We start from the raw sequence: 21,074 nt of genomic DNA, 5'->3' as shown, positions 1-21,074 counted from the left end.
ATCTCCTGTACCGGCCTCCCGAACAACGAGAATTGGGATGCCAATGCCGCCGCCGACGACAAGAGTGAGCCAGTGCTGATCAGACTGCTCAGGGCGTACCTGCGCCCTTACACCCGACCGATCATCCTGCTGGTGCTCCTCCAGCTGGTCTCCACCCTCGGGCTGCTCTACCTGCCCACACTCAACGCCGACATCATCGACAGCGGAGTGATCAAGGGGGACACCGGCTACATCCTGCGCGTGGGCGCGGTGATGATCGGCGTCACCCTCCTGCAGACCCTCTGCTCCATCTGCGCCGTCTACTACGGCGCGCGCACCGCCATGGCGGTGGGCCGCGACATCCGGGCCGCCGTCTTCGACCGGGTCCAGGGCTTCTCCGCCCGCGAGGTCGGCCAGTTCGGCGCCCCCTCCCTCATCACCCGCACCACCAACGACGTCCAGCAGGTCCAGATGCTGGTCCTGATGTCGTTCACCCTGATGGTCGCCGCACCGATCATGTGCGTCGGCGGCATCATCATGGCCCTCAACCAGGACGTGCCGCTCTCCGCACTGCTGCTGGCCGTCGTCCCCGTGCTCGGCCTCGTCGTCGCCCTCCTGGTCCGCCAGCTGCGCCCGCGCTTCCGCAGCATGCAGGAGAAGATCGACACCGTGAACCGGATCCTGCGCGAGCAGATCACCGGCATCCGGGTCATCCGCGCCTTCGTCAAGGACGACCACGAGCAGAACCGGTTCGCCGGCGCCAACGGCGACCTCACCGGCGTCTCGCTGCAGGTCGGCAAGCTGATGGCCTACCTGTTCCCGAGCGTCATGCTCGTCGTCAACGTCTCCAGCGTCGCCGTCCTGTGGTTCGGCGCCCACCGGATCGACAGCGGCGACATGGAGATCGGCGCCCTGACCGCGTTCCTCTCCTACCTGCTGCAGATCCTCATGAGCGTCATGATGGCCACCTTCATGTTCATGATGGTGCCGCGCGCCGAGGTCTGCGCCGAACGCATCCAGGAGGTGCTCGACACCTCCTCCAGCGTCGTGCCGCCCGCCGCCCCGATCACCGAGGTGCTGCGCCGCGGCCACCTCGAACTGCGCGACGTCGACTTCCGCTACCCCGGCGCCGAGGCCTCCGTGCTGCGCGGCATCGGCATCACCGCCCGCCCCGGCGAGACCACCGCCGTCATCGGCTCCACCGGCAGCGGCAAGTCCACCCTGCTCGGGCTCGTCCCCCGGCTCTTCGACACCACCTCCGGCCAGGTGCTGCTCGGCGGCGTCGACGTCCGCGAACTCGACCCCGCCGCGCTGTCCGACAGCGTCGGCCTCGTCCCGCAGAAGCCCTACCTGTTCACCGGCACCGTCGCCAGCAACCTGCGCTACGGCCGGCCCGACGCCACCGACGAGGAACTCTGGCACGCCCTGGAGATCGCCCAGGCCAAGGACTTCGTCGAACAGCTCCCCGAAGGCCTCGACGCGCCCATCTCCCAGGGCGGCGCCAACGTCTCCGGCGGCCAGCGCCAGCGCCTGGCCATCGCCCGCACCCTGGTGCGCCGGCCCGACGTCTACCTCTTCGACGACTCCTTCTCGGCGCTCGACTACGCCACCGACGCCAAGCTGCGCAAGGCGCTCGCCCGCGAGACCTCCGAGGCCACCGTGGTGATCGTCGCCCAGCGCGTCTCCACCATCCGCGACGCCGACCGGATCATCGTCCTGGACGAGGGCGCCGTCGTCGGCAGCGGCACCCACGGCGAGCTCATGGCCGGCAATCCGACGTACCGGGAGATCGTGCTCTCCCAGCTCACCGAGCAGGAGGCGGCGTGACCAGCCCCGACAAGTCCGCGCCCGGCCTCGACAAGGCGCCCGGCGGACGTCCGGGAGGCCCGGGAGGCCCCGGCGGACCCGGCGGACCCGGAGGCGAAGGCCGGCCGGGCGGACCCGGAGGCCCCGGAGGACCCGCCCCGGCCGGCGACTCCCAGGCCGCCGCCGCCCGCCGCGGACCCGCCGGCCCCGGCCGCTTCATGGGCGGCCAGGGCGCCGAGAAGTCCATGGACTTCAAGGCCTCCGGCAAGCGGCTGCTCAAACTGCTCCGCCCCGAGCGCGCCCTCATCGCCGGCGTCCTCGCCCTCGGCGTCCTCAGCATCGGCGCCGCCATCGTCGGCCCCAAGATCCTCGGCCACGCCACCGACCTGATCTTCGCCGGCGTCGTCAGCAACCGCTTCCCCGCCGACGCCTCCAAGCAGCAGATCATCGACGGCCTGCGCGCCCGCGGCGACGGCGACCTCGCCAACCTGCTCTCCGCCGTCGACTTCACCCCCGGCCAGGGCATGGACTTCGGCGCCATCGGCACCGTCCTGCTCTGGGTCCTGGCCATCTACGTCGCCTCCGCCGTCTTCGGCATCGTCCAGGGCCGCCTCGCCGCCCGCGCCATCCAGCGCGCCGGCTACCGGCTGCGCCAGGACGCCGAGGCCAAGCTCGCCCGGCTGCCGCTCAGCTACTTCGACAAGCAGCCCCGCGGCGAAGTCCTCAGCCGGGTCACCAACGACATCGACAACATCAGCCAGACCATGCAGCAGACCATGGGCCAGGTGGTCAACTCGCTGCTCACCGTCGTCGGCGTGCTCGCCATGATGTTCTGGATCTCCTGGCTGCTCGCCCTCATCGCGCTGATCGCCGTCCCGCTGTCCGTCGTCGTCGCCACCCGCGTCGGCAAGCGCGCCCAGCCCCAGTTCGTCCAGCAGTGGAAGTCCACCGGGCAGCTCAACGCGCACATCGAGGAGATGTACACCGGCCACGCCCTGGTCAAGGTCTTCGGCCGGCAGAAGGAGTCCGCCGAGACCTTCCGCGAGCACAACGAGGCCCTCTACGCCTCCAGCTTCAAGGCCCAGTTCATCTCCGGCATCATCCAGCCCGCGATGATGCTCATCGGCAACCTCCAGTACGTGCTGATCGCCGTCGTCGGCGGCCTGCGGGTGGCCAGTGGCGCGCTGTCCATCGGTGACGTCCAGGCGTTCATCCAGTACTCCCGCCAGTTCAGCCAGCCGCTCACCCAGGTCGCCAGCATGGCCAACCTGGTGCAGTCCGGCGTCGCCTCCGCCGAGCGCGTCTTCGAACTCCTCGACGCCCCCGAGCAGACCCCCGAACCGGCCATGCCCGAACGGCCCGACACCCTGCGCGGCCGGGTCGTCTTCCAGGACGTCGCCTTCCGCTACGACCCCGACAAGCCGCTCATCGAGGACCTCTCGCTCAAGGTCGAACCCGGCCAGACCGTCGCCATCGTCGGCCCCACCGGCGCCGGCAAGACCACCATGGTCAACCTGCTGATGCGGTTCTACGAGGTCAGCTCCGGACGGATCACCCTCGACGGCGTCGACATCGCCGCGATGTCCCGCGAGGAACTGCGCTCCGGGATCGGCATGGTCCTCCAGGACACCTGGCTGTTCGGCGGCACCATCGCCGACAACATCGCCTACGGCGCGGAAGGAGGCGTGGAGCTCGGCGACTCGGCCGAGGGCGGTGGCGGGCGACGGGCGGGCACCACCCGCGAGCAGGTCGTCGAGGCCGCCCGGGCCGCCCACGTCGACCGCTTCGTGCGCACCCTCCCCGAGGGCTACGACACCGTCATCGACGACGAGGGCGCCGGCGTCAGCGCCGGCGAGAAGCAGCTCATCACCATCGCCCGCGCCTTCCTCGCCCAGCCCTCGATCCTCGTCCTCGACGAGGCCACCAGCTCCGTCGACACCCGCACCGAGGTGCTCATCCAGCGGGCCATGGCCCGGCTGCGCAGCGGCCGCACCAGCTTCGTCATCGCCCACCGGCTCTCCACCATCCGGGACGCCGACGTGATCCTCGTCATGGAGAACGGCTCCATCGTCGAGCAGGGCGGCCACGACGAGCTGATCGCCGCCGGCGGCGCCTACGCCCGGCTCTACCAGGCGCAGTTCGCCGAGGCGGTCGCCGAGGTCGAGTAGCCCCCGCGGCCACCGGGAGCCCGGGGCGGACGGTCCTCGCGACCGCCCCGGGCTCCCGTGCGTCCGGGGCCCCGCCGCCCTCGGCCGCCGCGGGGGCGGGCGCTACCGTGAGGGGTGTGAGTGACGAACCGTCGACGAACGCCGCCGAGCCCGCGGCCCGGCCCGCCTCCACCGCTGCCCGTGCCGCCGCTGCCCGTGCCACCGCCGGCAGCACACCCGCCGGCGCGGGCACCGGCACCGCCGGCACCGGCACGGGCACCGGCCCGGACGCCTTCGAGGTCCACCGGCGCTACCTCGGCTCCGTCGCCTACCGGATGCTCGGCTCCTTCACCGACGCCGAGGACGTCCTCCAGGAGGCCTGGCTGCGCTGGCGCGCCGCCGACCGCACCGCCGTCGCCGACCCCCGCGCCTACCTCACCACCGTCGTCACCCGCCTCTGCTACGACCAGCTCGGCTCCGCCCGGGCCCGCCGCGAGTCCTACTTCGGCGAATGGCTGCCCGAGCCCTCCCTCTCCTACCAGGACGCCCCCGCCTCCCCCGCCGACCTCGCCGAACGCGGCGAATCCGTCTCGCTCGCACTGCTCGCCGTCCTCGAACAGCTCACCCCCGCCGAACGCGCCGCCTTCGTCCTGCACGACGTCTTCGCGGTCGGCTTCGACGAGATCGCCGCCTCCCTCGACCGCAGCCCCGACGCCACCCGCCAGCTCGCCTCCCGCGCCCGCCGCCGGGTCAAGGACGGCGGACGCCGGGCCACCGCCGACCCGGCCGAGCACCGGCAGGCCGTCGAGGCGTTCGCCGCCGCCAGCGCCCGCGGCGACATCGAGGGCCTGCTCGCCGTCCTCGACCCCGAGATCGTCTGGCACTCCGACGGCGGCGGCATCGTCAGCGCCGGCGCCCGCCCGGTACTCGGCGCCGTCAAGGTGTCCCGGCTCGTCCTCGGCCTCGTCACCAAGTGGGTCACCGCCGAGGCCGCCGTGGAGTTCGCCCTGGTCAACGGCGAGCCCGGCCTGGTCTGGTACGCCCGGCCCGGCGTGGTCGGCGGCGTGCTGGCCTTCGCCGTCGCCGACGGCCGGATCACCGAGGCGTACGCCGTGGTCAACCCGGAGAAGCTCACCCACCTCGACGGCCTCACCACCCCTCCGGAGGCGTGACGCAGGTCACCGTCACACTCCCGCGGGCGCCGTCGTCCCCCTTCCGAACACGCGGAGAAGCGCTCCCCGGCCACCCCGGGGAGGCCGCGAGAGGACGCCGACGCCGGCGCCACGAAGGAGCGGGACGACATGACCGAGAAGCAGATCGTCGTACTGGGGGCCGGCTACGCGGGCCTCGCCGCCGCGACCCGGGCCGGAAAGCGCGGCCGGGTCACCCTGGTCGCCCCCGAGAGCCGCATCCTGCACCGCATCCGCCAGCACGAGACCACCGCCGGCCTCCCCGTGCCCCGGCCCGCCGTCGCCGAGGTGCTGCGCGGCCGGGGCGTGCGGCACGTCCGGGCCCGCGCCACCGAACTCGACCTCGCCGGCCGCAAGGTCCGCCTCGACAACGGCGGGACCCTCGCCTACGACACCCTCGTCTACGCCCTCGGCAGCCGCACCGCCTGGCACGGCGTCCCCGGCGCCGCCGAGCACGCCCACCCCGTCGAACACGCCGCCGAGGTCGCCGAACGGCTGCGCACCGCCGCGCGCCCCGGCACCGTCGCGGTCGTCGGCGGCGGCGCCACCGGCATCGAGCTCGCCGCCGAACTCGCCGAGGCCCACCCCCGCTGGACCGTGCGGATCGTCGCCGCCGACCGGGTCGGCGGCTGGTTCTCGGCCAAGGGCCACGACCACGTCCACCGCGTGCTGCGCGGACTCGGCGTCGGGATCCACGAGCACAGCGCCGTCACCGCCGTCGACGCCGGGGGCCTCACCACCACCGCCGGCCGGATCGACGCCGACCTCGTCGTCTGGGCCGCCTCGATGGAGCCGCACCCGCTGGCGGGCGAGGCCGGCCTCGCCGTCACCCCCGCCGGACAGGCGGTGGTCGACGACCACCTGCGGTCGGTCTCGCACCCCGAGGTGTACGTGATCGGCGACGCCGCCGAGGTCACCGTCCCCGGCACCGGCACCCTGCGGATGGGCTGCGCCACCGCCCTGCCGCAGGGCCAGTACCTCGGCAAGGTGCTCACCGGGCGCACCGACAAGCCGTTCGCCTTCCGGTACGCCGTGCAGTGCCTGAGCCTCGGCCGGCGCGACGGGCTGCTGCAGTTCATCCACGGCGACGACTCGATGCGGCCGGCCGTGCTCACCGGGCGGGCCGGGCGGCTGGCCAAGGCGGCGATCCTCAAGAGCGTCGTGCTGTCGCTGCGCTGAGCGGCGGGCACCACGCGGAGGGGCCCGGGACGCGGTGTGCGTCCCGGGCCCCTCGCGGCGGCGCCGTCGTTACTTCTTCTCGCCCTTGGGGGCCTCGGCGTCGGTGGACAGCGCGGCAATGAAGGCCTCCTGCGGGACCTCCACGCGGCCGACCATCTTCATCCGCTTCTTGCCCTCCTTCTGCTTCTCCAGCAGCTTCCGCTTGCGGGAGATGTCACCGCCGTAGCACTTGGCGAGGACGTCCTTGCGGATCGCGCGGACCGTCTCGCGGGCGATCACGCGCGAGCCGATCGCGGCCTGGATCGGCACCTCGAACTGCTGGCGCGGGATCAGCTTCTGCAGCTTGCCGGCCATCATCACGCCGTAGCCGTAGGCCTTGTCCTTGTGCACGATCGCGGAGAACGCGTCCACCGCGTCGCCGTGCAGCAGGATGTCGACCTTCACCAGGTTCGCGGTCTGCTCGCCGATGGGCTCGTAGTCCAGCGAGGCGTAGCCGCGGGTCTTGGACTTCAGCTGGTCGAAGAAGTCGAAGACGATCTCGGCGAGCGGCAGGGTGTAGCGCAGCTCGACCCGGTCCTCCGACAGGTAGTCCATGCCCTGGAGGTTGCCGCGACGGGACTGGCAGAGCTCCATGATCGCGCCGACGAACTCGTTGGGCGCCAGGATGGTGCCGCGCACGACCGGCTCGTACACCTCGGCGATCTTGCCGGTGGGGAACTCGCTCGGGTTGGTGACGGTGTGCTCGGTGCCGTCCTCCATGATCACCCGGTAGACCACGTTCGGGGCGGTGGAGATGAGGTCGAGGTTGAACTCGCGCTCCAGGCGCTCCCGGATGATCTCCAGGTGCAGCAGGCCGAGGAAGCCGCAGCGGTAGCCGAAGCCGAGCGCCACGGACGTCTCCGGCTCGTACACCAGGGCCGCGTCGTTCAGCCGCAGCTTGTCCAGGGCGTCGCGCAGCAGCGGGTAGTCCGAGCCGTCCAGCGGGTACAGGCCGGAGAACACCATCGGGCGCGGGTCCTTGTAGCCGCCCAGGGCCTCGGTGGCGCCCTTGTGCTGCGAGGTGATCGTGTCACCGACCTTGGACTGCCGGACGTCCTTCACACCGGTGATGATGTAGCCCACCTCGCCGACGCCCAGGCCGTCCGCGACCTTCGGCTCCGGCGAGATGACGCCGATCTCCAGCAGCTCGTGGGTCGCGCCGGTGGACATCATGGCGATGCGCTCGCGCTTGGTCAGCTGGCCGTCGACCACCCGGACGTAGGTGACCACGCCGCGGTAGGAGTCGTACACCGAGTCGAAGATCATCGCGCGGGCCGGGGCGTCGGCGACGCCGACCGGGGCCGGGACGGTGTTGACGATGTGGTCCAGCAGGTCCTCGACGCCCAGACCGGTCTTGGCGCTGACCTTCAGCACGTCGGCCGGGTCGCAGCCGATGATGTGCGCGATCTCGTCGGCGTACTTCTCCGGCTGGGCGGCCGGCAGGTCGATCTTGTTCAGCACCGGGACGATGGTGAGGTCGTTCTCCAGCGCCAGGTACAGGTTGGCGAGGGTCTGCGCCTCGATGCCCTGGGCCGCGTCGACGACCAGGACGGTGCCCTCGCAGGCCGCGAGGGAGCGGGACACCTCGTACGTGAAGTCCACGTGGCCCGGGGTGTCGATCATGTTGAGGATGTGCGTGGTACCGGCGCCGGGGCCGGTCTTCGGCGCCCAGGGGAGACGGACGGCCTGCGACTTGATGGTGATGCCGCGCTCGCGCTCGATGTCCATGCGGTCGAGGTACTGGGCGCGCATCTGCCGCGGGTCGACCACACCGGTGATCTGCAGCATCCGGTCGGCGAGCGTCGACTTGCCGTGGTCGATGTGGGCGATGATGCAGAAGTTGCGGATCAGCGCCGGGTCGGTACGGCTGGGCTCTGGCACATTGCTGGGGGTCGCGGGCACCTTGGTCCGATTCTCCGTTGGTCCGGGGGCCGGGGGTGTCCGGATCATCGCTGACCGGCTTCCCGGGCGACCGGACGGTCGTCCGATCGAGATAGTTCCTCCCATCTTCCCACCTCCTACGAGCGGGCCGCGCGCCGCCGTCCGGTTCGGGCCGCCGGACAGGGCCTCGGGGGCCCTCGCCGCGGGGGCCGGGAGGCCTCGGCGGGGGCTCGCCGGGAGTCCTCGGCGGGGGCTCCGCCGCGGGTTCGGGCCGGGCACGGCAGGATGGCGGGCCATGATCCTGGAAAGCGCCCTGCTCGACGTCCTGCCCGGCCGGGAGGAGGAGTTCCTCGCCGCGTTCGCCGAGGCCCGTCCGCTGATCTCCGGCCGGCCCGGCTTCCGCTCCCTGGAGCTGCGCCGCTGCCTGGACGAGGGGCGCGGCTCCCGGTTCCTGCTCCAGGTGGAGTGGGAGACCCTGGCCGACCACACCGAGGGCTTCCGCCGCTCCCCCGAGTACCGGCGGTGGCGCGAACTGCTGCACCACTTCTACCGGCCGTTCCCCGAGGTCGAGCACTACGGGGAGCCGGTCCTGCGGGCCTGAGCCGGGTCCGCCCGGTTTTGGCCGGGCCCGGCACCCCTGGTAGCGTGGGGCGCTGCACCTGGCCTCGGCATGCCCTCTCAGCTGGTCCGACGGCCGCGCGGTGCAGCCCTCTCCCAGCCTCCGGCCGGGAGGGACCTCCAGACCGATGACACAGACTGAGGCACTTTCGTGGCGAACATCAAGTCCCAGATCAAGCGCAACAAGACCAACGAGAAGGCGCGCCTGCGCAACAAGGCCGTCAAGTCCTCGCTGAAGACCGCCCTGCGCAAGGCCCGCGAGGCCGCTGCCGCCGGCGAGACCGAGAAGGCCACCGTGCTGGCCCGCGCCGCCTCCAAGGCGCTGGACAAGGCCGTGAGCAAGGGCGTCATCCACGCCAACCAGGCCGCCAACAAGAAGTCGGCCATCACCAAGCGCGTCAACGCCGCCGCTCAGGCCTGACGCCCCCGGGGCCGCATCGACGGCCCCACCCCCTCGGGACGACCCGGCCCTCTACCCGGAAACCCGAGGTGCGACACACTTCGCACCGCACGCGGCCTGCGTTCGCCACGCGGGTGCGGTGCACAGGGATTGACCGGAAGTGGCAGCTCATAGGCCCTTTCACTGCTGCCCGTCCGGTACACACCGGGCGGGCAGTACGCATTTTGTACACATGGATCCGGACGGGCAGCTACGCGGCGAGCGCAGTCCGGGCCGCCAGTGCGGACGCGCGGCCCGCGTCGAGGGCGTTCGCCACCTCGTCGAGGCGGTCCGGGAACAGGTGCCCGTACACGTCGAGCGTCATCGCCGCCGACTTGTGGCCGAGCATCTGCTGCACCACCTTGACGTCCGCGCCGGCCGCGATCGCCAGCGAAGCGGCGGTGTGCCGGAGCTTGTGCGGAGTGAGGCCGAGGCCGTCGAGCCCGGCCGCCTTCACCGCCGGGTCGAAGATCGCCGAGCGGAACTCCCAGTAGCCCATCGGCTCCCCGTCGCGTCCCGTGAACAGCAGCGCGTCCCGCCCCTTGCCCTTGAGCGCGTCCCGCAGGTCGGCCACCAGCGAGCCGAGCAGCGGCACGGACCGCTTCTCGTGGTTCTTCACATCCTTGAGCAGCAGCCCGCCGCCGCGCTTGCGGGTGTACGCCTGCACGATCCGCAGCCGCCTCGTCGAGGCCTGCACCCGGCCGGCCTTGAGCGCCGACACCTCGCCCCACCGGATCCCGCAGTAGGCCAGCACCAGCATCAGCAGCGCATACTCACCCGCGGCGGCGGCCAGCGCCTCGACCTGGTCGTGCGTGAGGTAGACGTGATCATCGTCGTCCTCATCCTGCGGAAGCTCGTGGTCCACCGCCGGGCTGGTCGCGATCTTCCCCGTGCGCACGGCGTACTTCAGCACCATGCCGAAGACCAGGTGGATCTTCGCGATCCGGGCCGGGGAGAGCGGCTTGCCCCGCTTGCCGGGGGCGTTGCACAGCTCGGTCAGCCACTCCGAGACGTTCTCCCACCTGATCGACGCGACCGGCCACGTCCCCCACTTCGGCAGGACGTACAGATCCAGCAGCTCGCGGTAGTCGTCCTTCGTGCGCTCCCCGGGCCGACGGAGCGCCCCGAACCACCCGGCAGCCACCTCGGAGAACAGGGTCTTGCCCTGCTTCGGGTCGCGGTAGGTGCCCTTGTCGAGCCGGTCGAGCGTGTCCTGCTGGTGCTTCTCGGCGGCCGGCACCGTGCCGAACGTCTTCGCCTTCGGGGCGCCGTTCGGGTCGTACCACCGCACCCGCCACCGCCCGGGCGCGGCCCGCTTGCTGCCGGCCTTCTTCGCCGCCCGCCACTTCTCCATGGCAGCTATGTAGTCCTTCTGCGTCGACCGGTCCTCAATCCAGACGCGAGCCATCAACCAGCCCTCCCCTTCCTCGCGGGCGGCAGGAACCCCCTCCGGCGAGCTTCCTGAATCCACCGCCGAACCGTCGCAACCGGAACTCCGGCCTCTTCGGCCAAGACGGGCGCGATGGCCGATGTAGTACGCAGCACGTCCATGTAGGCCTGCGCCACGTCCCGATAGAACAGATCAGGGTGGTGACCATCAGGGCGTTGCAGCGGCGCACGAGGCGCAGCCGACCCCATGAAGTCCTGCGCCGGCTTGGCTGTCATCTCTGCGATAACAGCCCACAGCTCGGTAAGCACCGACCCCAACCTGTCGTCGGTGGCCGCGTCTGTCTGCCGCCCGATGGCGTCTGCGTTCGCGTTGACCATGCCCTCGATCCAGCCGATAGGCAGGCTCTTCAGCGCGGCCGAATCGATCCGATCCATCGACCTGACGACCAGCTCAGTAATGACTCGACGCCCCTCCCGCTCTTCGGTCTTCACGAGGGCGCGATATGAGCGGTCCGGCCATGCGATTCGGACCCATCCACTGCCACCAAACAGCAGCACTTCCGGCTCTTCCATGCGGCCCATCATGGCGCCCTGAGGTTAACCGCGCAAGTCTCGCAACCTCTCCGATTAACACGGATCGTCTTGACCGGGTGGTCGAACCGTGCCAACCTCTGATCAAGCGGAGCGACTGAACCGCGCAAGCAGCGGAGGTTAATCATGTCCGGGGCAGACGAATGGCTGACGCCCAGTGAGGTGGCAGCGATGACGCGACTCACCGTGCAGACCCTGTCCAACCACCGATGGCAGGGGCGTGGCCCCGCCTTCACCAAGCTGACGCCGGGTCGCGGTGGGCGCGTCCGGTACCGGCGCAGCGACGTCGAACGGTGGCTCGCTGGCGAGCCCACCGCAGCCTGAAGACGCGAACGGCCCCTACCAGGACGGCAATCCCAGCAAGGGCCTAACGCACTCCCACACGACGAAGCCCCCGGGTCCGCTGCCAGGCGAAGAACCCCGAGGGCGACGACCTCACGAAGGAGAACGCTGTGAAGCACCGTACCGTCCGGCGTGACGTGATCGCCAGCAACACCGCCCCCGAGAGTGGCGCCCTGGTCGCCCCGTTCGGCACCGACCACCTCTGGCACGATGCCGACCGGCGCACCAGGTACCCCCACCTCGACCAGGTCGCCGCCGTCAGCCTCGCCCTGCCGGCCGCCCCCGCCAGGCAGTACACCGGCCTGCAGCTCGACGGCGCCGAGTGCGCCGTCCACGACGTCGACCCCGGCCCGGAGGTGCCGCTCCGCCCGTGGGCCGTCACCCCCGACGGGCACGTGCTCCACGCCTGCGGCACCATCCAGTGCCCGCCCGCCGCCGAAGCCCTGCCCCCGGGCGTCCGCCGCGCCGAGGACGCCATCCGCGCCGCGCTCACCGCCGCCGACAACCCCCGCAACATCGCGCGCCGCCTGCTCATCGCGGTCGCCGAACTCGTCGAGGACATCAACCCGTTCTGCGACCAGAGCGACTGGACCAACCGCGACCGCGCCTCCAACCCGCTGTACCTCGCAGCGAACACCCTGATCGCCGAGACCGTCCGCCGGCACGTCGAGGGCGGAGCGGCCGACGGGCTCACCCCGGCCGAGGCCGCGTCCGACACTAAGCGCGGACTGCACTCCTCCGTCGCCATGGCCGTCGCCGAGTACACCCACCCGGAGCTGTTCAGCACCCCGGGCGAGGGCAGGTGAACCGCCGCACCACCACGGGTGCCCCGGCCGCTTCAGCGGCCGGGGCCTCCCCCCGGACCTTCCCCGGGCTGACCCGCCGAGAGACCCGTGCCGAGGTCCGGCGACTCGCGGCCGCCGGCTGGCAGCTGTGGGAGCTGCACCGGCTGTTCGGCCACCCCCGCCGCTGGGGGCGGCCGTGGACATGAACCCCACCCTCGTCGACGCGTTCGTCCGCCACCTCGAACACCACCTGTTCCAGCGCTGGACCGACGCCATGGACGCCGCCGAAGCCGCCTCGTGGGAGCCGATCCGCGCCCGCCTCCGCGCCTCCGCCGGCCTGCCGACCGTCGCCGAGCAGAACGAGCAGCGCCGCTTCCCTCCGCCCCGACAGCTCCGCGCCACCCCCGGCTGGCCGCCGATCGCCATCCCCGGCCGCCCCGGGCAGTACCTCACCCCCCTGGAGATCGCCGCGTGACCGACTACGAGCAGGACATCTGGGAGAGGTACGGCCCGCCGACCGACAACGACAGTCCGGCGCCCGGCGAGTCGACCCGCCGCCTGGTGCTGACCCCGGCCTCCGCCATCGAACCCGAGCCCGTCATCTGGGCATGGGAGCCCGAGCAGGGCGAGGGCCGTATCCCCGCCGGAGCGCTCACCCTGGCCGCCGGCCGAGAGGGCACCGGCAAGTCCTCGTTCGGCATCTGGCTCGCCGCCCAACTCTCCCTCGGCAAGCTGCCCGGCTCGTTCTTCGGCAGCCCCCGCGCCGTGTTCTACGCCGCGGTCGAGGACTCGTGGTCCCGCACGCTGGTCCCGCGACTGATGGCCGCGGGCGCCGACCTGAACCACGTCTACCGGGTCGAGGCGCAGGACATCCTGCGCGGCGAGACGATGATCTCGCTGCCCCTCGACGTGGAGCTCATCGAGCAGGCCATCGCCGAGTACGGGGCCGCCGCCCTGATCGTGGACCCGCTCATGTCCACCCTCGGCAGCGGCACCGACGCCCACCGCACGCAGGACGTCCGCCAGGCGCTCGAACCCCTGGTGCGCATGGCCGAGCGCACGAAGGCGCTGACGCTGGGCATCGCCCACTTCAACAAGGCATCCGGATCCGACGCCTCCCAGCTCATCTCAGGGTCGGGCGCGTTCAAGGATCTTGCCCGCGCCATCATCGCGTTCGCCCGCGACCCCGAGGGCGAGCAGCAGGTCATGACGCAGACGAAGAACAGCCTCGGCCGACTGCTCGACCTGCCCTCGCTCGGCTACCGCATCGAGGGCACCGACATCCACACGCCGAAGGGCGTGGCCAACGTCGGCCGGCTGGAGTGGACCGGCATCGCCGAGCGCAGCGTCGAGGACACCCTCGCCGCCTCTGGCGACCGGGACGACGCCGGAGAACGGGATGAGGCAGTCGAATGGCTGCGCGACTACCTCACCGACAACGGCGGTGAGGCGTCGGCGGGAGACGTGATCAAGGCCGCGGACAAGGACGGCATTGCCAAGCGCACCCTGCAACGGGCCCGTGCCAAGGCCGGCGTCACGTCCGAGAAGTCCGGATTCGGCAAAGGCTGGGTGTGGGTACTCAGCGTCACTGACCCCAGCGAAGGTGACACGAAGGCGCCGAAGGTGCCAGGGCCCCGGGGGTTGGCACCTTCGGCGCCTTCGCTGGCACCTTCGCCCAGCACGTCACCGAGCGTGAGCGGGAACGCCGCGCCCTGCACCGTCTGCCGGTTCCCCCTCGACCCGGTCCACGCCGCGATCGGAGAGACCACCCACCCCACGTGTGAGACCGAGGAGACACCCCTATGCCCGCCGACGATCGCGTGACCGACCTCATCGCCGAAGCCGCCCGCCGACGCGAGGCTCAACGCCAGCGCCGCACCCGCCTCGACACCGCCCGCCGGCACGGCCTCGCCGCACGCCACCGTCTCAAGCTCGCCCGCCTCGACCAGCCCGACCAGCCCACGACTCCCAAGGCCGGACCCGAGCCGCCCGAGGCAGCCTGAACCCCCCAGCCACAACCCCTGCCAGCAATGGCGACACCACCACACCTCACCAGTCATCTCCGTCTGAGCAACGACAGGCCGGGGCCCCACCCCCTCCCCCCGGCCAACCAACCCATCGAGGCGACCGCGCCCCGCCTCGCCAGCAACCTGACGCACCGAAAGCCGATGGCCATGCCACATGCAAGGCACCCCCCACCCCCCTCCCCCGCCCGGCGCGCGCACACCACCACACCCCTCGACACCATCCAACTCGACAGACCAGAACCCCCCACCAGGGGTGTCGGAATCACGGACATCCCCCGCCGGGGGCCCGCCGCGGTGAATCCCGGACACACCGACGAGGACAGAACCGATTTTGGAGAAAGGGCACACCATGACCGCTCAGCGTGACCGAGCCACGATTCCGAAGGGGCTCAAGGTGCTGGCGCCGCCTGCTCGCGCGCTGGCCGTCGCGCGCGATGCCGAACTCGGCGGCCTGGGGCTCAACTTCGCCGACGTTCCGGAACAGCTCGACGCGACGGGCCGGGCAAAGTGGCAGCACCTGGCGAAGGAGTACGAGCAGAACCCGACCCGGTTCCGGGAGGGCGACCGCATGGCGGTGACGGCGTACTGCATGTGGTCGTCGCTGTACTTGGCCGCGGCCGCGGACATCAAGCAGCGGGGCGCGGTGGTCGAGGGCCGGTCGGCCGAGGACCGCGGGCGGACCGTTCGCAACCCGTACGTCCAGTTCGCCCGGGAGGCGTCGCAGCAGCTCCGCTACTGGTGCCGCGAGCTTGGCCTCACCCCGGATTCCCGGGGCCGTCTGGGGCTGGCGGACGGCGAGACGCCGGAAGACACCGACAACCCGTTCGCGTAGGAGGCGGTATGGCGGAGCACGACGAGGACCAGGCCGAGTGCGAGCCGGCCCGGCCCGCGATCCGGCGGGTGGTCCTGAAGGACGACCGGGATCCGCTCGGTCGGCCGCGCACCACCGAGATGGCCGCCGACGTGGCGGACCACTGGGACGAGACGATTTGGAGGCAGACATGACTGACCGTGTGGTGAGGCTGTTGGACGGGACTGAGGCGCAGGGCGTGGGCGTCGTCTTGGCGGTGCTGCGGCACGCCGAGACGGAGCCGCCCCGCCCGTGGACGGTGGCCTGCTCTGAGGGGCGGCTGCTGGACGGCGACGGCGCTGTGTGGACGATCGAGGACGGCCAGGCCGTCCGCCTGCTGGCCCTCCCCTGCCGGTGCGGCTGCACGGAGTTGACGACGTACAAGGATGGCGCCGAGATCTCCCGCTTTGTGGGGGTTCGGTAGTACTCTGATGGCAGGTTGATCGACGGCCAGCGCTAGCGGCCGGGCGTGAGACCGTCCGTGAGTAGGACCGGCACGGGGTGCGTGCGGCGGCCAGCGGTGAGAGTCCGCCCGCCAAGTCGCCCGCCCCGTTGCTGGCCCCCGGCCGGCCCGCCCCGCCTCTTTCGTCCGCCCAGTTCGGCGCCGCCCGGTACGACTGTCGAGGCCAGCCCCCGCCGCCGCTCTGCGGTCGCGTAGCGCGGTCCGTCTCCAGAGGCCGGGAAGCATCCACCGACTTCCCAAGGGGACGAACATGCCCAAGCACACGCCGCTCGTCGACGAGCTGAAGGTCACGCTCACCGCTGCCAAGGCCATCGCGGCCAAGGCCGAGGAGGAGAACCGCGACTTCACCAAGGCGGAGGCAACCGAGATCGAACAGCTCATGGCGAAGGCCCGCGGCCTGCGGGACCAGGTCGAGGCGATCAAGGCCGAGGAGAAGAGCGAGAAGGACGCCCACGAGACGATCATCGCTCTCGGCGACGCGATCGCCGGCCCTCGCGGCGGCTCGAAGGGCCAGCACCTCGACCCGCGGGTGAAGGCGGCCGGCGGCTCCACCTGGGGTGACACGGTCATCAAGCGGACCAGCGACCAGTTCGGCCAGTTCAAGGGCCTGCTGGCCGGCGGCACGGTGCCGGTGACGGTGCCGCTCGACCCGGAACCGATTCGCGCGGACGTGCCGGTCCTGTCGCTGCGGCAGCTGATCCCGCCGGCCCAGAACACCGGCCCGCGGTTCTCGTACCTGCGGCAGACCGTGCGGACGAACAACGCGGCCGTCGTCGCGCCCGGCGCGAAGAAGCCGACCAGCACCTACACCCTGGTCCGGGTCGACGACCGGGTCCGGACGATCGCCCACCTCTCGGAGCCGATCAACAAGTTCGACCTGGAGGACGCCCCGACGCTGCGGCAGTTCCTCGACCAGGAGATGCGCCTGGGGCTGGAACTCGCGTTGGAAGGCGAGATCGTGAACGGCGACGGTACCGGGGAGCACATGACCGGCATCGCGAACGTCTCCGGTTCCCAGGCCCAGCCGTTCGACACGGACATCCTGGTGACCGCCCGCAAGGCCGTGACGAAGCTGGAGAAGGTCGGCCACCTGGTCGGCGCCGGCTGGCTGATGCACCCGGACGACTGGGAGGCGTTCGAGCTGATGCAGGACAACGAGGCGCGGTTCTACTACGGCGGTCCGGGCAACGCGGTGAATCCGGTGTCCCGCCGCCTGTGGGGCGCCCCCGTGGTCACCTCGCTGTCGGCGACGGTCGGCACCACGCACCTGGTGGACTGGCAGGCGGCGACCCGTCTGCACGTCCTGGAGGACGGCGTCCTCGACTGGTCGGAGAACATGTACGACAAGGACGCCCTCGGTGCTGGCGTCGGCGCCTCCGACTTCGAGCGGAACATGATCCGCTTCCGGTTCGAGGGCCGGTTCGGTCTGGAGATCCTGCGGCCGTCGGCGATCGTCGAGGTCGATCTGACCGCCTGATCCACCCCGATGCGCCCGACCGCCACCACGGCGGTCGGGCGCATCGCCGTGTCCGGGCTCTCAGCAGAGCGCCCGGCCAGCCTCAATCACCGCGCTGATGTCCACCTTCAGCCCGTACCCCAGGTTCGGGTCATCGGCCCAGATCGGGAGCGGCTTCGGGTACTTGCTCTGAGCCAGCCCGTTCACGCCGTACTCGACACCCCCAGCCTCGAACGTCACCTGCTGGCCGGGCCGACAGCGAAGCAGGCCCGACTCGACAGTGAACGGCCACGGCGTGAGCGAGGTTCGCGACACCGTACGGCTGTGCGCGGAGCCCGCTGCCGCAGCCGGCGGCACCGGAACCGGAGCGCCGGCCGTCGCGCCTGCCGAAGACGTGGCCGGCCGATACCGTGTGGCCGTCTCAGCGGCAGCCGGCACGGAAGCGTACTCGTCGTCCGGGGAGGCGACGGTCGCCACCCAGATCAGCCCTGCGGCCAGCGCAACCCCTCCGAGGACGTACAGGCTGCGCTTCCCCTCCCGCCGTGCCTGCTCCTGCTCTTGCTCCTTCCGGAGCCTCTGGCGCTCACTCAACTCCCACCGCACCTGCGGCGTCATGTCGTCCACGGTCCCTCCCCAATCGGGCGACAGCGTAGAGCGGTTGAGAACTGAACTGCCAGCCGATATTTCCGCACACCTGCGTGGTCATGAGAGCAACGCAGATCTGCGAAGCCGCGCACGTCCACCCGCTCGACGGCCACCACGACGGTCGGGCCTTCACCGTGTCCGCGCCATCGCCTCCGCCACCCGGGCCAGCGTCGGGACCGTCGCTGCCGAGTTGTCGAGGTGTTCAGATCTGAACACCTCGGCGGTACAGGGCGTGGATGGCAAGTCGTACACCGCCACCCGCCCGGCCCTGGCGCCGGACCCGTTCGACGGTTCGGACTGGCCGGAGCCCAGCTGAAGCCGCACTCAGATCTAGCAAGTTTGAGCAAGTTCGTTGTGCCAGAACTGCCTTCCGAGAAAGCATGGGCACACCGCTAGTCCAGCACACGCCAGGAGGTCACCATGGCACTGCACAGGCTTGGCAAGGACCCAGAGTCTCCCAACGGCGGTAGCCCGACGCTCTACTACGACGACGTGGCCGACACCTACCTAGTGCAGGGCTGGCGAGTCGCGGATGCTGGCCGCCTGGCGCAGATGGACATCCCCACGCACGAGACGGTCGTTGAGATCCCCAAGCGTATGATCCAGTTCTTCCCGGAGGTGACTCGCAGTGCTGACGTTTGAGCAGTTGTTCGCAGCTGCCCAGCGCTCTGCCGTCCATCTGGAGATGCGCGACGGGTACATGCGGGACGACCCCGTCTTCGTGGCTTGGCAGGCCGGCCGAGTCGAGCTCGGCGACGCTGAGGCCAGCTGGCGAGCACTCGTCGCGCAAGCCGTCGCGCGCGGCGTCGACGTGAGGCGGGCACGGATTGTCTCCGAGCCGCTGAGCGACTACGTCCGCTTTGAGTACGACATCACCGAGCGGCACAACATCGCGGCCGGGGAACAGGTCAGATGGCTCCCACGGCGACAGGCAACCCCGCTGGCTCTGCCCGGGAACGACTTCTGGCTGTTCGACGACAGCACTCTGCTCGTCAACCACTTCTCGGGTAACGGCGATTGGACTGCCTCTGAGCCCGTCACCGACTCCGAGGCCGTCAAGCTTTGCTCCACCGCCTTCGAAGCCGTGTGGAGTCGGGCAGTGCCCCACTCGGAGTACCGACCGGCCTGAGCGCTCGATGACTTCGTCTCCCCATTCCAGCACGCAGGAAGCGCGCCAAGCGCTCGGCCGACGTCTGTCCGAAGTCCGCAAGGACGCCGGGCTGACAGCACGGGCACTGGCTGCGCTGGCCGGGTGGCACGAGTCGAAGGTCAGCAAGATCGAGCACGGACGCCAACCGCCTTCGGATCTGGACATTCGGGCATGGACGCTCCACTGCGGCGCTGCCGACCAGGCCCCCGATCTCATCGCTGTTGCGCGCGGCATCGAGGGGGCTTACGTCGAGTGGCGCCGCATGGAGCGCTTCGGTCTGCGGCATGCTCAGGAATCCGTGCTCCCGTTGTGGGAGCGCACTCGCCGCTTCCGAATCTACTCGCCGTGGCTGATCCCCGGGCCGGTGCAGACCGCCGCCTACATTCGTGCGGTGCTCACCGCGATCCGCGACCGCCGCGGCTTGGCCGACGATCTAGAGGACGCCGTCCGGGTTCGGCTCGACAAGCAAGAGCGGGCGCTGCACGGACTTGGTGCCAGGCGCTTCGCGGTGCTCTTGGAGGAGAGCACCCTGCGATACCAGATCGGCGACACTGCGACGATGGCCGGCCAGCTCGGCCATCTGCTCGCAGTGGCTTCGCTGGCGTCGGTCAGCCTCGGAATCATCCCTGAGCGCACGGATCGCAGTTCCCTCTGGCCTGCCGAAGGGTTCTTCCTGTTCGATGACGACGTGGTCAACGTCGAGTTGATCTCAGCCCACCTGACGATCAAACAGCCACACGAGATCGGAATGTATGCCGAGGTGTTCGCGGACCTCGCCGATCTTGCTGTGTATGGGGCGGACGCACGGTCGCTGATCACGTCGGCGATTGCTGCTCTCGGGTGACCCCGAGCAAGTTCTCGCACACTCGTTGAGGCCCACTTAGGCCTCTCCCTACCGTGCTGGTTGCGGCAGACCCAATCGATCCCCTGCGGTCTGCCTGCCCATACCCCAGTACGGCCGAGGAGGACGCGTGGGCTTGACCGCAGACGAGGACTGGACGGTCAGCGTCGAGGGGTACCTCGACCCGACACCGCTGGCGCCGGTGGCGGCTCTGACCGCCGTCTGGCAGGCCGTCCGGGGGCTGGAACTTGGGTCTCAGCAGCGCGCTGCCCTCCGCTGTCTCTTCGGCACTGGGGACACCGCACGGATCGAGGCGGCCCTCGACGGCGGTCAGTTGGACTTCCCGGTCGTTCTCCCGGCCAGCCGGATCCTCATCCGGGTCCGCCGCGGCGACGGCCGGACCGCCAGGCAGCGGCACGCCGAGCGGTACCGGGTGGTGCAGGAACCCCGCCAGGGGAAGCACCCCGGGCTGTGGGTGGTGGAGGACACCGCGACGGGTGAACCGGTGCGCGAGCGCGGCTGCGTCCTGCGATGGGGTATCGCTTCGAGCGCGCAGTCCTGGATCAGCAGGGAGCTGGCCCGAGGCGACTACCAGGGGAAGGCCGGCCATGCTGCAGCCTCCTGACTCCACCACCGAGGCCGGCGTGCTGCTCAGGCCGAAGCCCCGGTGCGCGACGTGCCGGCACCTTGCCGCGCAGCACGCCGCCGCCGAGCGGGCCCGCGACGCCAGCGCCTCGACGGACGCGTGCGTCCTCATGCGGCGCCACCACGCGGCCGCTCACCAGTGATCGACGACCCCCAGGCCGACTACCGCTCGGCGCACCACCGCCGGCAGCACAACCAGCCCGACCCGGCTGCACTCACCCGGGCCTACGCCGTGTCGATCGCCGCCCTGGTGGTGGTCGCCACCTTGCTGATCATCTCGGCATTCCGCGCCTGACGCGGTGGCCTCGACGGCGTCGAGGGTATCCGTACTGCAGATACCCCTTTCCGCCCGCCGACCGGACGGAATCGCGGTGCCGCTGGCCCCGAGCGACCCCACCCCCAGGAGCACGCGTTGAGCGAGTACCCCGGGGTTGGGGTCCCGGTTCCGTCGCGCTTCCCGACGGAACCCGCGGCCGCCTTCGCGCCGCCCCGAAGATCACCGCGCGGGCTGCCGGTACCGGCGACACCTGGGCCGGCCGCAAGGGTGTGCGTACCGCGCACACCCTTCTCGGCACCGCCGCCACAGTGGTCCCGGCTTGTAAGGTCCCGGAG

At 71.0% G+C, this 21,074-nt stretch carries 25 protein-coding genes; 21 read left to right on the top strand and 4 right to left on the bottom strand.

Going from position 1 to position 21,074, the window contains the following annotated elements:
- The first annotated feature begins 72 nt into the window (after positions 1 to 72).
- From ACFC0B_RS27025 to ACFC0B_RS27010, 4 genes are all read left to right on the top strand, one after another.
- Positions 73 to 1,806 (top strand): ABC transporter ATP-binding protein, encoded by a 1,734-nt coding sequence (locus tag ACFC0B_RS27025; RefSeq protein WP_376090954.1) that lies wholly within the window; start codon positions 73 to 75, stop codon positions 1,804 to 1,806.
- A gap of 197 nt (positions 1,807 to 2,003) precedes the next feature.
- Positions 2,004 to 3,953 (top strand): ABC transporter ATP-binding protein, encoded by a 1,950-nt coding sequence (locus tag ACFC0B_RS27020; RefSeq protein ID WP_376091290.1) that lies wholly within the window; start codon positions 2,004 to 2,006, stop codon positions 3,951 to 3,953.
- A gap of 116 nt (positions 3,954 to 4,069) precedes the next feature.
- Complete coding sequence (gene sigJ, locus ACFC0B_RS27015; RefSeq protein ID WP_376090951.1) at positions 4,070 to 5,104, top strand: RNA polymerase sigma factor SigJ; 1,035 nt, start codon at positions 4,070 to 4,072, stop codon at positions 5,102 to 5,104.
- 129 nt (positions 5,105 to 5,233) lie between these two features.
- A complete protein-coding gene (locus ACFC0B_RS27010; protein ID WP_376090948.1) occupies positions 5,234 to 6,301 on the top strand; it encodes an NAD(P)/FAD-dependent oxidoreductase in 1,068 nt (355 codons plus the stop codon).
- A gap of 69 nt (positions 6,302 to 6,370) precedes the next feature.
- Here the strand turns inward: ACFC0B_RS27010 and lepA are convergent, their stop codons facing one another.
- The gene (lepA, locus tag ACFC0B_RS27005) at positions 6,371 to 8,242 is read right to left on the bottom strand and encodes a translation elongation factor 4 (protein WP_376090945.1); all 1,872 of its coding nucleotides are present in this window, start codon (positions 8,240 to 8,242) and stop codon (positions 6,371 to 6,373) included.
- Between the two features lie 274 nt (positions 8,243 to 8,516).
- Here lepA and ACFC0B_RS27000 point away from each other — a divergent pair, with 274 nt between their 5' ends.
- A complete protein-coding gene (locus ACFC0B_RS27000) occupies positions 8,517 to 8,822 on the top strand; it encodes an antibiotic biosynthesis monooxygenase family protein (RefSeq protein WP_376090942.1) in 306 nt (101 codons plus the stop codon).
- A gap of 168 nt (positions 8,823 to 8,990) precedes the next feature.
- Entirely contained in the window at positions 8,991 to 9,260 is a 270-nt protein-coding gene (rpsT, locus tag ACFC0B_RS26995; protein ID WP_270147017.1) for a 30S ribosomal protein S20, read from the top strand.
- 229 nt (positions 9,261 to 9,489) lie between these two features.
- On the opposite strand, the gene ACFC0B_RS26990 is transcribed toward rpsT, so the two are convergent.
- Complete coding sequence (locus ACFC0B_RS26990) at positions 9,490 to 10,686, bottom strand: tyrosine-type recombinase/integrase (RefSeq protein ID WP_376090939.1); 1,197 nt, start codon at positions 10,684 to 10,686, stop codon at positions 9,490 to 9,492.
- Positions 10,686 to 11,240 (bottom strand): hypothetical protein, encoded by a 555-nt coding sequence (locus tag ACFC0B_RS26985; RefSeq protein WP_376090936.1) that lies wholly within the window; start codon positions 11,238 to 11,240, stop codon positions 10,686 to 10,688. Before ACFC0B_RS26985 ends, ACFC0B_RS26990 begins: the two co-directional genes overlap by 1 nt.
- A gap of 144 nt (positions 11,241 to 11,384) precedes the next feature.
- Between ACFC0B_RS26985 and ACFC0B_RS26980 the strand changes: the two genes are divergently transcribed.
- The 9 genes from ACFC0B_RS26980 to ACFC0B_RS26940 all read left to right on the top strand — a co-directional run bounded on the left by ACFC0B_RS26980 (position 11,385) and on the right by ACFC0B_RS26940 (position 17,202).
- Positions 11,385 to 11,582: a helix-turn-helix transcriptional regulator gene (locus ACFC0B_RS26980; RefSeq protein ID WP_376090933.1), complete on the top strand. Its 198-nt coding sequence runs from the start codon at positions 11,385 to 11,387 to the stop codon at positions 11,580 to 11,582.
- A gap of 128 nt (positions 11,583 to 11,710) precedes the next feature.
- Positions 11,711 to 12,406, top strand: a complete 696-nt coding sequence (locus tag ACFC0B_RS26975; protein ID WP_376090930.1) for a hypothetical protein — start codon at positions 11,711 to 11,713, stop codon at positions 12,404 to 12,406.
- 181 nt (positions 12,407 to 12,587) lie between these two features.
- The gene (locus tag ACFC0B_RS26970; RefSeq protein WP_376090927.1) at positions 12,588 to 12,860 is read left to right on the top strand and encodes a hypothetical protein; all 273 of its coding nucleotides are present in this window, start codon (positions 12,588 to 12,590) and stop codon (positions 12,858 to 12,860) included.
- On the top strand, positions 12,857 to 14,209 hold the full coding sequence (locus ACFC0B_RS26965) for an AAA family ATPase (RefSeq protein WP_376090924.1): 1,353 nt from the start codon (positions 12,857 to 12,859) through the stop codon (positions 14,207 to 14,209). The genes ACFC0B_RS26970 and ACFC0B_RS26965 overlap by 4 nt, the downstream gene beginning before the upstream one ends.
- Complete coding sequence (locus ACFC0B_RS26960; protein ID WP_376090921.1) at positions 14,188 to 14,388, top strand: hypothetical protein; 201 nt, start codon at positions 14,188 to 14,190, stop codon at positions 14,386 to 14,388. The genes ACFC0B_RS26965 and ACFC0B_RS26960 overlap by 22 nt, the downstream gene beginning before the upstream one ends.
- A gap of 373 nt (positions 14,389 to 14,761) precedes the next feature.
- On the top strand, positions 14,762 to 15,244 hold the full coding sequence (locus ACFC0B_RS26955; protein ID WP_376090918.1) for a phage terminase small subunit P27 family: 483 nt from the start codon (positions 14,762 to 14,764) through the stop codon (positions 15,242 to 15,244).
- Between the two features lie 8 nt (positions 15,245 to 15,252).
- Positions 15,253 to 15,417, top strand: coding sequence for a hypothetical protein (locus ACFC0B_RS26950; RefSeq protein ID WP_376090915.1), 165 nt, complete (start codon positions 15,253 to 15,255; stop codon positions 15,415 to 15,417).
- 20 nt (positions 15,418 to 15,437) lie between these two features.
- Positions 15,438 to 15,686, top strand: a complete 249-nt coding sequence (locus ACFC0B_RS26945; protein ID WP_376090912.1) for a hypothetical protein — start codon at positions 15,438 to 15,440, stop codon at positions 15,684 to 15,686.
- A gap of 289 nt (positions 15,687 to 15,975) precedes the next feature.
- Positions 15,976 to 17,202 (top strand): phage major capsid protein, encoded by a 1,227-nt coding sequence (locus ACFC0B_RS26940; protein ID WP_376090909.1) that lies wholly within the window; start codon positions 15,976 to 15,978, stop codon positions 17,200 to 17,202.
- A 60-nt stretch (positions 17,203 to 17,262) separates the two neighbouring features.
- On the opposite strand, the gene ACFC0B_RS26935 is transcribed toward ACFC0B_RS26940, so the two are convergent.
- Positions 17,263 to 17,796, bottom strand: coding sequence for a DUF2511 domain-containing protein (locus ACFC0B_RS26935; RefSeq protein WP_376091287.1), 534 nt, complete (start codon positions 17,794 to 17,796; stop codon positions 17,263 to 17,265).
- Positions 17,797 to 18,246: 450 nt separating this feature from the next.
- On the opposite strand from ACFC0B_RS26935, the gene ACFC0B_RS26930 reads away from it, so the two are divergent.
- From ACFC0B_RS26930 to ACFC0B_RS26905, 6 genes are all read left to right on the top strand, one after another.
- Entirely contained in the window at positions 18,247 to 18,468 is a 222-nt protein-coding gene (locus ACFC0B_RS26930; protein ID WP_376090906.1) for a hypothetical protein, read from the top strand.
- A 43-nt stretch (positions 18,469 to 18,511) separates the two neighbouring features.
- Complete coding sequence (locus tag ACFC0B_RS26925) at positions 18,512 to 18,955, top strand: DUF6879 family protein (protein WP_376091284.1); 444 nt, start codon at positions 18,512 to 18,514, stop codon at positions 18,953 to 18,955.
- A gap of 7 nt (positions 18,956 to 18,962) precedes the next feature.
- The gene (locus ACFC0B_RS26920; protein ID WP_376090904.1) at positions 18,963 to 19,820 is read left to right on the top strand and encodes a DUF5753 domain-containing protein; all 858 of its coding nucleotides are present in this window, start codon (positions 18,963 to 18,965) and stop codon (positions 19,818 to 19,820) included.
- A gap of 127 nt (positions 19,821 to 19,947) precedes the next feature.
- Positions 19,948 to 20,442, top strand: a complete 495-nt coding sequence (locus tag ACFC0B_RS26915; protein WP_376090901.1) for a hypothetical protein — start codon at positions 19,948 to 19,950, stop codon at positions 20,440 to 20,442.
- Positions 20,426 to 20,605: a hypothetical protein gene (locus tag ACFC0B_RS26910; RefSeq protein WP_376090898.1), complete on the top strand. Its 180-nt coding sequence runs from the start codon at positions 20,426 to 20,428 to the stop codon at positions 20,603 to 20,605. The genes ACFC0B_RS26915 and ACFC0B_RS26910 overlap by 17 nt, the downstream gene beginning before the upstream one ends.
- Positions 20,602 to 20,757 carry a hypothetical protein gene (locus ACFC0B_RS26905; RefSeq protein WP_376090895.1) on the top strand — a complete coding sequence of 52 codons (156 nt, stop codon included), beginning with the start codon at positions 20,602 to 20,604 and terminating at the stop codon, positions 20,755 to 20,757. Before ACFC0B_RS26910 ends, ACFC0B_RS26905 begins: the two co-directional genes overlap by 4 nt.
- Positions 20,758 to 21,074 lie beyond the last annotated feature (317 nt).

The organism is Kitasatospora sp. NPDC056184 (assembly GCF_042268405.1).
GTDB lineage: Bacteria > Actinomycetota > Actinomycetes > Streptomycetales > Streptomycetaceae > Kitasatospora.
The sequence above is the reverse complement of the archived record's forward strand: the minus strand, read 5'-3'. Positions and strand labels throughout refer to the sequence as shown.

What these genes read in the sequence shown, in the direction of transcription:
- ACFC0B_RS26920 (WP_376090904.1), top strand. Translation starts at nt 18,963, where the DNA reads ATGACTTCGTCTCCCCATTCCAGCACGCAGGAAGCGCGCCAAGCGCTC.
- ACFC0B_RS26910 (WP_376090898.1), top strand. Translation starts at nt 20,426, where the DNA reads ATGCTGCAGCCTCCTGACTCCACCACCGAGGCCGGCGTGCTGCTCAGG.
- ACFC0B_RS26930 (WP_376090906.1), top strand. Translation starts at nt 18,247, where the DNA reads ATGGCACTGCACAGGCTTGGCAAGGACCCAGAGTCTCCCAACGGCGGT.
- ACFC0B_RS26980 (WP_376090933.1), top strand. Translation starts at nt 11,385, where the DNA reads ATGTCCGGGGCAGACGAATGGCTGACGCCCAGTGAGGTGGCAGCGATG.
- ACFC0B_RS26970 (WP_376090927.1), top strand. Translation starts at nt 12,588, where the DNA reads ATGAACCCCACCCTCGTCGACGCGTTCGTCCGCCACCTCGAACACCAC.
- ACFC0B_RS26985 (WP_376090936.1), bottom strand. Translation starts at nt 11,240, where the DNA reads ATGGAAGAGCCGGAAGTGCTGCTGTTTGGTGGCAGTGGATGGGTCCGA.
- ACFC0B_RS27000 (WP_376090942.1), top strand. Translation starts at nt 8,517, where the DNA reads ATGATCCTGGAAAGCGCCCTGCTCGACGTCCTGCCCGGCCGGGAGGAG.
- ACFC0B_RS26960 (WP_376090921.1), top strand. Translation starts at nt 14,188, where the DNA reads ATGCCCGCCGACGATCGCGTGACCGACCTCATCGCCGAAGCCGCCCGC.
- ACFC0B_RS26990 (WP_376090939.1), bottom strand. Translation starts at nt 10,686, where the DNA reads ATGGCTCGCGTCTGGATTGAGGACCGGTCGACGCAGAAGGACTACATA.
- ACFC0B_RS27020 (WP_376091290.1), top strand. Translation starts at nt 2,004, where the DNA reads ATGGGCGGCCAGGGCGCCGAGAAGTCCATGGACTTCAAGGCCTCCGGC.
- ACFC0B_RS27010 (WP_376090948.1), top strand. Translation starts at nt 5,234, where the DNA reads ATGACCGAGAAGCAGATCGTCGTACTGGGGGCCGGCTACGCGGGCCTC.
- ACFC0B_RS26940 (WP_376090909.1), top strand. Translation starts at nt 15,976, where the DNA reads ATGCCCAAGCACACGCCGCTCGTCGACGAGCTGAAGGTCACGCTCACC.
- ACFC0B_RS26925 (WP_376091284.1), top strand. Translation starts at nt 18,512, where the DNA reads ATGCGCGACGGGTACATGCGGGACGACCCCGTCTTCGTGGCTTGGCAG.
- ACFC0B_RS26955 (WP_376090918.1), top strand. Translation starts at nt 14,762, where the DNA reads ATGACCGCTCAGCGTGACCGAGCCACGATTCCGAAGGGGCTCAAGGTG.
- ACFC0B_RS26935 (WP_376091287.1), bottom strand. Translation starts at nt 17,796, where the DNA reads ATGACGCCGCAGGTGCGGTGGGAGTTGAGTGAGCGCCAGAGGCTCCGG.
- ACFC0B_RS26950 (WP_376090915.1), top strand. Translation starts at nt 15,253, where the DNA reads ATGGCGGAGCACGACGAGGACCAGGCCGAGTGCGAGCCGGCCCGGCCC.